The following is a 9,226-nucleotide window of genomic DNA, read 5'->3' on the forward strand; positions in this document are numbered from 1 at the left end:
CAGGCCGACGGCCTCGTCACCACGCGCCGCGAGCAGCCGCTCGAGCCGCCGGGCGATCTTGCCATGTCCACCAGCGATGACTGTGCGCATGCCGTCGACCGTACGCCACCGCACCGGCCATCGGCCGGGCGCGCACCCAGGTGCCGTCCTCGGTCAGCACCTCGTCCACGGCGAGGCCCGCCGCGGCCAGCGCGGCCGCGAACGACTCCTCGGTGTAGCGGTGGGAGAGGAACCGCTGGGTCCACCTGGCGTCCTCGTACTCGTACTCGACGAGGATCGACGAGGTGTCCGCGTCCACCGGATCGGCCGAGGCCACCCGGGTGACGCCGTGTTCGGTGCGCGACTCGCGCGGCACCCGGAGGTGCCAGTCCGCGCTCTCGCGCTGGATCAGCACCTGGCCGGCGTCGGCGACATGGCGCCGGCAGGCCCGCAGGATCCCGGCGCGCACCGCCGGATCGCCGGCGTGCACCAGGAACGAGGCGAGCAGCACGACGTCGAACCGCTCGCCGCCCAGGTCGAGCCCCTCGATCGTGGAACGGATCGTGCGGACCCCGGTCACGTGCGCCAGCATCTCCGGGGACTCGTCCACGGCCGTCACGGTGAATCCGCGCTCCACCAGCGGACGGGTCAACCGGCCCACACCGCAGCCGAGTTCGAGGAGGGTGGTGCCAAGGAGTGTGGTGCCGAGGATGCCGGCGCCGGCCGGCACCGCCGAGGCGATGATCTCGGGCTCCTGGCCGGGACGCAGCCGCAGCCAGTGCTCGACGGCGCAGCCGTCCGGGGTGATGGCCCCCGGCCCCGTGCCGCTGTATCCCGTGCGGGTCGCTTCGCTCATGGAGCCATCCGAGCACCCGGGCCCCGGGAAGACCAGACCGAGTCAGGCCAGCCGGGGCCCGGGCACCCCGGGATCACTGCCAACTGGCGTGCAGCGGCTTGCCCTCCGCGTATCCGGCGGCGCTCTGCAGGCCCACCACGGCCCGCTCGGTGAACTCGGACAGGGTGGCGGCACCGGCATAGGTGCAGGCCGAACGGACGCCGGCGACGATCGAGTCGATCAGGTCCTCGACGCCCGGCCTGGCCGGATCCAGAAACATCCGGGAGGTCGAGATCCCCTCCTCGAACAGCCCCTTGCGGGCCCGGTCGTAGGCCGAGTCCTCCACGGTGCGGCCACGCACCGCGCGGGCCGAGGCCATGCCGAAGCTCTCCTTGTACAGCCGGCCGTCGGCGGCCTGCTGCAGGTCGCCCGGCGACTCGTAGGTGCCGGCGAACCAGGAGCCGACCATCACGTTGGAGGCGCCGGCGGCCAGCGCCATCGCCACGTCCCTCGGGTGGCGCACGCCGCCGTCGGCCCAGACGTGCTTGCCGTGCCTGGCGGCCTCGGCCGCGCACTCGAGCACCGCGGAGAACTGCGGCCGGCCCACGCCGGTCATCATCCGGGTGGTGCACATGGCGCCGGGGCCCACCCCCACCTTGACGATGTCGGCGCCGGCCTCGACGAGGTCCCGGGTGCCCTCGGCGGAGACCACGTTGCCGGCCACCACGGGAACCGCGGGCCGCAGCGCCCGGACGGCCCGCAGCGTGCTGATCATCGACTCCTGGTGGCCGTGCGCCGTGTCGACCACCAGCGTGTCGACGCCGGCCTCCAGCAGCGCCGCGGCCCGCCCGGCCACGTCGCCGTTGATGCCGACGGCGGCCGCGACGCGCAGCCGGCCGGCGGCGTCGGTGGCCGGGGTGTACAGCGTGGCGCGCAGCGCGCCCTTGCGGGAGAGGATCCCGACGAGCCGCCCGTCCTCGCCGACCGCCGGCGCGATCTTGCGGTGCGCGCCGTCCAGGACGTCGAACGCCTGCTGCGGGTCCATCCCGGCGTCGAGCAGCAGCAGGTCGCGGGACATCACCTCGCCGAGCTGGGTGAACCGGTCGACGCCGGTGAGGTCGGCCTCGGTCACCACGCCCACCGGACGGCCGCCGGTGACCACCACGCCCGCGCCGTGCGCCCGCTTGGGCAGCAGCGCGAGCGCGTCGCCCACGGTCTGGGTGGGCGCCAGCACGATGGGCGTGTCGAGCACCAGGTGGCGCCGCTTGACCCAGGCGATGACGTCGGTGACCACGTCGAGCGGGATGTCCTGCGGGATGACCACCAGGCCACCGCGCCGGGACACGGTCTCGGCCATCCGGCGCCCGGCGACCGCGGTCATGTTGGCCACCACCAGCGGGATGGTGGTGCCGGTGCCGTCCGGGGTGGTCAGGTCCACGGCCTGGCGGGACCCGACCGCCGAGCGGTTCGGGACCATGAAGACATCGTCGTAGGTCAGGTCGTGCGACGGTCGGACGTCATTGAGGAACTTCATGCTCGCTCGCTCTCTCACCTGCTGTTGCGCGATTCCGGCGGGTGGGGAGCTGCGGCTCCTACGTCATTATGGCCGAGATCCGTACTGGCGCGCGAAGCGGGCGGCGCTGCCGCGCCGTGCGACCCGGGCGGCGGCGCGCCGCCCGGGCGAGGCCCTAGACCAGCTCGTCGGGGTCGGAGCGCTCCATGGCCGGCCGGCGGCCGGGGGGTTGGGCCAGCAGCCGGTCGGCGGCCGTGGTGTCGGTGACCAGGCTGGTGACGAGCCCCGACCGCAGCACCGCGCCGATCGCGTCCGCCTTGCCGCGGCCGCCCGCGATGGCGACCACCTCGGGGATCCGGCGCAGCCGCTCCGCCTCCACGGTGATGCACCGCTCCCCCAGGTCACGGCCGACCCGGCGGCCGTCCGCGTCAAAGAGGTGCGCCGACATCTCGGCGGCCACGCCGAGCGACGAGTAGTGCTCCCGGTCCTCCTTGTCGAGCATGTCGTGGACGGTCGAGATCCCCGGCTCCCAGGAGCCGATGGAGACCGCCGCGATCGTGACCTTGTCGAAGTACTCGAAGGCCGCCGCGATGCCCGGCTGGGCGCGCAACGCCGCGGCCGTGGCCGGGTCGGGCAGCAGCATCGGCGCGTAGATCGGGTGCGCTTCGCCGCCGGACACCGCCGCGGCCCGCCGCACCGCCTCCACCGAGCCGCGCTCCGACGTGCCCGCGTGGTAGACGCCGGTCAGCTGCACGACCGTGCAGGGCGGCAACTCCCGCAGCGCCTGCGCCATGTGGATCGTCGAGCGCCCCCAGGCGAGCCCGAGGACGTCCCCCTCGGCCACCAGCTCGCCGAGCAACTCGGCGGCGACCTCGCCCAGATGCTCCGGGTCGGGCGAGTCGTCCGTGTCGTCCGACGGCGACTCGGCGACCACCACGTGCCGCAGCCCGAAGCGGGCCCGCAGGGCGTCGGAACGCTCGGCGTCGAGCTCGGCGGGAACCCGGATCTCGATGCGCACCAGATCGTGTTCCACCGCCGACTCCAGCACGCGAGCGACCTTGAAGCGGCTGACCCCGAACTCGTCAGCGATCTGGATCTTGGACTTGCCCTCCAGATAGAAGCGGCGTGCCATGGCCGCCGCCTGCATCAGTTCGGCGGGCCCCATCCTTGTGGCTGCCCTCCCGGTCGGCACCGCACTCACCTCACTGTCCTCCGGTCCGTCCCCGTCCCCGGTCACCTCTGGAGGTTCATCCTCGCAGACTCGCGGGGCCGCGAATCGCCGCTCGCGCTCGGGTGGTGGCCCGTGGAACCGGATCGACGACGGGTGTTCACCCGGACGTGGTGTGTGCCGCCGCCCGCCCGGCCCGCTCCGCCCGCTCCCGCAGCGCCGCGACGGCCGCGGCCGGGTCGTCCGCGCTGTACACGGCCGAACCGGCGACGAAGACGTCGGCGCCGGCCTCCGCGCACCGCTCGATGGTGGCGGCCGAGACGCCGCCGTCGACCTGGAGCCAGAGCGGGAGACCGTATCGCTCGATCAGCTTCCTGGTACGGCGGATCTTGGGCAGCATGATGTCGAGGAACGCCTGGCCGCCGAAGCCCGGCTCCACCGTCATGACCAGCAGCATGTCCAGCTCGGGCAGCAGGTCCTCGTAGGGCTCGATCGGGGTGGCCGGCTTCAGCGCCATCGAGGCGCGGGCCCCCATGGCCCTGATCTCCCTGGCGAGCCGGACGGGCGCGGCCGCCGCCTCGGCGTGGAAGGTGACGGAACCGGCTCCCGCCTCCACGTAGGCCGGGGCCCAGCGGTCCGGGTCCTCGATCATCAGGTGGCAGTCGAGCGGGATGTCGGTCGCCTTCCGCAGCGACTCGACGACGGGCACACCGAGCGTCAGGTTGGGCACGAAGTGGTTGTCCATCACGTCGACATGGAGCCAGTCGGCGCCCTCGACGGCCTTGGCCTCCTCGGCCAACCGGGCGAAGTCGGCGGACAGGATGCTCGGATTGATCTGTGCCATGGCCCCAGTATTCAGCATCGCCGGCCGGCCCCCGTCGCCCGGTCGGCGGGTGCTCCCCGAGGGCTCCTACGCCGTGCGGCGCAGCAGCGCCAGGTACATCGCGTCGGTGCCGTGCCGGTGCGGCCACAGCTGGACGTCGGGCCCCGGGCCGAGCTCGGGGACGCCGGGCAGCAGCGGGCGGGCGTCGATCCGCTCCACGGCGGTCCCGCCCTCCCCCGCCAGGCCCTTGAGGACGTCGGCGACGACCAGGCGGGTTTCGGCCAGATGTGGCGAGCAGGTGGCGTAGCCGACCACGCCGCCCGGACGGACGGCGGCCAACGCGCCGCGCAGCAGCTCGCGTTGGAGCGCGACGAGGCCGTCCAGGTCCTCGGGGCGGCGGCGCCAGCGGGCCTCGGGGCGGCGGCGCAGGGCGCCGAGCCCGGTGCAGGGCACGTCGATCAGGACCCGGTCGAAGGAGCCGGGCCGCCAGGCTGGCCTGGTGCCGTCCGCGACGACCACCTGGTAGGGGCCCGGGTTGCCGTCGAGCACGTCCGCCACCAGGCGGGCCCGGTGCGGCTGCCGCTCCGCGGCGACCAGCGCCGCGCCGCGCTCGGCGGCCAGCGCGGCGAGCAGCGCCGCCTTGCCGCCGGGCCCCGCGCAGCCGTCGAGCCAGCGCCGGTCGGGCCCGGTCAGCGGGGCGTTGGCCAGTGCCAGGGCGACCAGCTGGCTGCCCTCGTCCTGGACTCCGGCCCGCCCGTCCCGGACCGCGGCTAGTGCCCCCGGCTCACCGCCCTCGGTCAGCCGCACCGCGTACGGGGACCAGCGGCCCGGCTCGGCGCCGGGCTCGGCCCGCAGCTCCTCCACCGTGGAGCGGCCCGGGCGGGCCGCCAGCGTGACCAGCGGGCGCTCGTTGTCCGCGGCCAGCAGCTGCTCGATCCCCGCCCGGTCGCCGCCGAGCGCGTCCCAGAGGGCGGCGACCACCCAGCGGGGGTGGGCGTGCACGAGGGCCAGATGCCGCTCGGGGTCCTCGTCGTAGGGCGGGGCGACCCGCTCCAGCCAGTCGTCGAGGTCGTGGGCGGCGACCCTGCGCAGCACGGCGTTGACGAACTTGGCACGGCCGTCGCCGACCACGCAGCGGGCCAGCTCGACGCTGGAGCTGACGGCGGCGTGGCTCGGGATCCGGGTGCCGAGCAGCTGGTGGGCGCCGAGCGAGAGCACGTCGAGCACGGGCGGGTCCACCTCGCCGAGCGGCCGGTCCACGCAGGCGGCGAGCACCGCGTCGTAGGTGCCCTGGCGGCGCAGCGTGCCGTAGACGAGCTCGGTGGCCAGGGCGGCGTCCCTGGCGTCGAACTCGCCGTCCTCCTTGGCCCTGGCGAGCAGCGGCGGGAGCACCAGGTTGGCGTAGGCGCCGCGCTCGCCGACGGCGCGCAGCGCCTCGAAGGCGAGAATCCGCACCGGATCCCGCTGGGGTCGGCGGTAGGTCCTTGACGGTCGGCGCTGCCGGGTGCTCACGGGAAGGGGTGCTCCGGATGTCGGGGATGGGAAGGGGAAACGGAAGAGGGGGTGCTCTCCAGGCTACGGCCGCGGCGCGGCGGCCTGGCCGAGCCGCTCGCCGGGGGCCACGCGGACGCCCCTGGCCCAGTCGGCGGCGCGCATCGGCTTCCTGCCCTGCGGCTGCACCCAGGCCAGCTCGACGGCGTGCGAGCCGGTGCCGACGTGCACGGCGTGCTTGCCGGCGGCCAGCTCACCGGGCGCCAGGTCGCCCCGGTCCGGCGTCAGGGTGACCTGCCGCAGCTTCAGCCGCTCGCCGCGGAAGAGCGTCCAGGCGCCGGGCGCCGGGGTGCAGGCGCGTACCTGGCGGTGCACCCGCAGCGCGGGGGCCGACCAGTCGACCGCCGCGTCCTCGACCGTGAGCTTGGGGGCCAGGCTGACGCCGTCGGCCGGCTGCGGCTGGGCCACCAGGGCGCCGTCCTCGATGCCGTCCATGGTGTGGGCGAGCAGCCCGGAGCCGGCGAGGGCGAGCCGGGTGAGCAGGTCGCCGCTGGTGTCCTCGGGGCGGATCTCCTCGGTGAGCACCCCGTAGACGGGGCCGGAGTCCAGGCCCTCCTCGATCTGGAAGGTGCAGGCGCCGGTGATCTCGTCGCCGGCGAGCACCGCGTGCTGGACGGGGGCCGCGCCGCGCCAGGCGGGCAGCAGCGAGAAGTGCAGGTTCACCCAGCCGTGGCGCGGGATGTCGAGGGCGGCCGGAGGCAGCAGCGCGCCGTAGGCGACGACGGGGCAGCAGTCGGGGGCGATCTCGCGGAGCCGGTCGAGGAAGTCGGGGTCCCGGGGGCGGCGCGGGCGGAGGATCTCGACGCCCGCCTCGGCGGCGCGCTCGGCGACCGGGCTCGGCACCAGCCGCCGGCCCCGGCCGGCCGGGGCGTCGGGCCTGGTCACCACGGCCACGACCTGGTGCCGGTCCGACGCGAGCAGGGCGTCGAGGGCGGGGACGGCGACCTCGGGAGTGCCGGCGAAGACGAGCCTCATCGTGCGTGTACGACCTCTCCGTCGATGTCCGCTGCGGTGGTCGGCCACCCGTGCGGCGACCGGACCGCACGAGTCTATGTTCCTCGTCGTCGCACTTTTTCCGGGGCTCGGAAGTGGGTGTGCGCTGCACGGGGTTGACGATGCGCGCCGGCAGCGTGACTCCGGCGCGGGGTGGCGCGTTGTCAAGGGAGATTGACCGCAACGGGCCGTTGTCCTGGTCCGTTCCCTTGACGCCGGTTCGAGAGGCTTGTTCATGGCCGACCACGCCACCCCTGACGCTCAGGCGCGGGCCAGCCTGCATCTACTGGTGCGGGACATCGAGCGCGTCCGCCGCCAGGTGGACGCGCTGCGCACGCTCACCGCCCAGCTGGGCAACGTATACCGACCGAGACGATCGGGCCCCTCCGCCGGATTCGTGGTCTATGGTCGCGCGCCCGCCCCCACGGTACGGCTGGCCCAGGAGCTCCGGGACAGCGTGGAGGCCCTGGTGACGGCCGCGGTGGACTTCGACCGTTCGCTCGGATTCTCCTGGGACGCGGTGGGGTCGGCCCTCGGCGTCACCAAGCAGGCGGTGCACCGCCGTTACGGCGCCCGCCGGGCCGGCACGGGCGCGGGTGCCGGGGCGCAGCCGCAGCCGGCCCGCGAGCCGGTGCGGCCGGAGGCGCCGCCGCTGGCCCCCGGGGTGCCGCCGGCCCGCCCGGTGCCCGGCCGGCCCGCGCAGCCGTTGGCGGGCGGCGGGTCGGAGGGCAGGAACGGTGTCTTCCCCGGTCAGCGCAGCGGCTGAGCGGGCTCGACACCCCGGGCCGCGGCTCAGCCGATGTCGGGTGGGTCGATGCGCACGCGCGCCGGAGCGCCCTCCCGGCGCGCGAGCCGGGCGGCCTGCGCCGTCTTGAGGGCGGCGGCGAGGCCCGCCCCGCTGCCGGGTGGCACCCGGACCAGCGCCCGCTGCCACTGCTCGCCGGGGGGCGGATCCCCGGGGCGCCGCGGCCGGCCGGGTTCGGTGACCGGCATCGGCACCGGGCCGAGCACCTCGGCCTCGGCAGGCAGCTCGGCGGTGTCGAGCAGTCCCTCGACGGCCTCGGGCGGCCCGGTGACGGCGGCCATCCGGGAAACCGGGGGGAAGCCGAGGAAGGCGCGGTCGGCCAGCTCGCGCCGCGCGTTGCCGGCCGGGTCCCAGCGCACCAGCGCCTGCACGGGCCGCAGGGTGGCCTCGGCCAGCACCACCACGGTGCCGCCGTCGGCGTGCGGGCGGACGAGGGCGGCCGCGTTGAGCCAGTGCCGCAGGGCCTCCTCGCCGGCCCGCAGGTCGGGGCGGCCGAGCAGCGCCCAGCCGTCGAGCAGCATCGCCGCCGCGTAGCCGGGGCCCTCGGGCACGGGTTCGGCCCCCGGGGTGCTGACCACCAGGGCCGGCCGGTCGGGCACGGTGTCGAGAATGTGGTCGCGTCCGGAGGTGCGCACCGGAACGGCGGGGAACGACCTGCCCAGCTCCTCTGCGGTGCGGCGGGCGCCGACCACGATGGCGCGCAGCCGGGTCCCGCCGCACTCGGCGCACGCCCAGCCGGGCGCGTCGGTGCCGCACCAGCCGCAGCTCAGCGGCTGGTCGGGGCCTGCGGCGGTGAGCGGCCCCTGACAGCGTTCGCAGCGGGCCGGGGCCCGGCAGCGGGTGCAGGCGAGCCGGGGTACGTAGCCGCGGCGCGGCACCTGGACCAGCACCGGGCCGCGGGTGAGACCGTCCCGCAGGGCCTCCCAGGCGAGGCTGGGCAGCCTGGCCGAGCGCGCCGCCGGGTCGCGTGCCTCGTCCTCGTCGCCGACGGTGCGGACCAGGGGGGCGGCGGCGCGAACCGCCTCCCGCTCGGCGGCCAGCGGGCGGGCCCAGCCCGTCTCCACCAGCTGCGCGGCCTCGACGGTCTGGCCGTGGCCGCCGAGCAGGACGGCCGCCTCCTCCTGGACGGCGCGCAGCACCAGCACCTCGCGGGCGTGGGGTTGGGGTGCGTTGACGTCGTGGTGGGAGGAGTCCCCGTCGTCCCAGAGCGCCACCAGACCGAGATCGCGGACCGGCGCGAACATCGCGGCCCTGGTGCCGACGACGCAGCGCACGGAGCCCCGGTTGATCGCCAGCCAGCGCCGGTACCGGGCCTCGGGGCCCGCGTCGGCGGTGAGCAGCACGTGCCGGTCGGCGCCCAGCAGTTCAGTCAGGGCCGCGTCGACGCGGGCGGCCGAGCGGCCGTCGGGCAGCACGGCGAGGGCGCCCCGGCCGGCTTCTGGCTGGGCGACGCGTTCGCCTCCGGCGGCTCGGCCGGCTACGACCACAAGGGCATGGGCATCACGGCGCGCGGCGCCTGGGAGTCCGTCAAGCGCCACTTCCGCGAGCTGGGCCACGAC

The 9,226-nt window shown here is 75.7% G+C and carries 6 protein-coding genes and 4 pseudogenes; 2 read left to right on the top strand and 8 right to left on the bottom strand.

Annotation, left to right across the window (positions count from 1 at the left end; translation table 11 throughout):
• The 7 genes and pseudogenes from E1283_RS39750 to fmt form a co-directional block, all read right to left on the bottom strand.
• A pseudogene (locus E1283_RS39750) lies at positions 1 to 90 on the bottom strand (NAD-dependent dehydratase); the annotation flags it as partial.
• Between the two features lie 28 nt (positions 91 to 118).
• Positions 119 to 835: pseudogene (locus E1283_RS25155) on the bottom strand (class I SAM-dependent methyltransferase); the annotation flags it as partial.
• Positions 836 to 908: 73 nt separating this feature from the next.
• Positions 909 to 2,348: a GuaB1 family IMP dehydrogenase-related protein gene (locus E1283_RS25160; RefSeq protein WP_132820429.1), complete on the bottom strand. Its 1,440-nt coding sequence runs from the start codon at positions 2,346 to 2,348 to the stop codon at positions 909 to 911.
• A 154-nt stretch (positions 2,349 to 2,502) separates the two neighbouring features.
• Positions 2,503 to 3,492, bottom strand: coding sequence for a sugar-binding transcriptional regulator (locus E1283_RS25165; RefSeq protein WP_132820430.1), 990 nt, complete (start codon positions 3,490 to 3,492; stop codon positions 2,503 to 2,505).
• Between the two features lie 163 nt (positions 3,493 to 3,655).
• Entirely contained in the window at positions 3,656 to 4,339 is a 684-nt protein-coding gene (gene rpe / locus E1283_RS25170) for a ribulose-phosphate 3-epimerase (protein WP_132820431.1), read from the bottom strand.
• Positions 4,340 to 4,405: 66 nt separating this feature from the next.
• Positions 4,406 to 5,830, bottom strand: a complete 1,425-nt coding sequence (locus E1283_RS25175; RefSeq protein ID WP_132820432.1) for an RsmB/NOP family class I SAM-dependent RNA methyltransferase — start codon at positions 5,828 to 5,830, stop codon at positions 4,406 to 4,408.
• A gap of 63 nt (positions 5,831 to 5,893) precedes the next feature.
• Positions 5,894 to 6,844, bottom strand: a complete 951-nt coding sequence (gene fmt / locus E1283_RS25180) for a methionyl-tRNA formyltransferase (protein ID WP_132820433.1) — start codon at positions 6,842 to 6,844, stop codon at positions 5,894 to 5,896.
• A 253-nt stretch (positions 6,845 to 7,097) separates the two neighbouring features.
• On the opposite strand from fmt, the gene E1283_RS25185 reads away from it, so the two are divergent.
• Complete coding sequence (locus tag E1283_RS25185) at positions 7,098 to 7,628, top strand: hypothetical protein (protein ID WP_132820434.1); 531 nt, start codon at positions 7,098 to 7,100, stop codon at positions 7,626 to 7,628.
• A 26-nt stretch (positions 7,629 to 7,654) separates the two neighbouring features.
• Here the strand turns inward: E1283_RS25185 and E1283_RS25190 are convergent.
• A pseudogene (locus tag E1283_RS25190) lies at positions 7,655 to 9,103 on the bottom strand (primosome assembly protein PriA); the annotation flags it as partial.
• Between E1283_RS25190 and E1283_RS39980 the strand changes: the two are divergent.
• A pseudogene (locus E1283_RS39980) lies at positions 9,101 to 9,226 on the top strand (NAD-glutamate dehydrogenase domain-containing protein); the annotation flags it as partial. The pseudogenes E1283_RS25190 and E1283_RS39980 overlap by 3 nt on opposite strands.

It is taken from the genome of Streptomyces hainanensis (assembly GCF_004348415.1).
Classification (GTDB): domain Bacteria; phylum Actinomycetota; class Actinomycetes; order Streptomycetales; family Streptomycetaceae; genus Streptomyces; species Streptomyces hainanensis.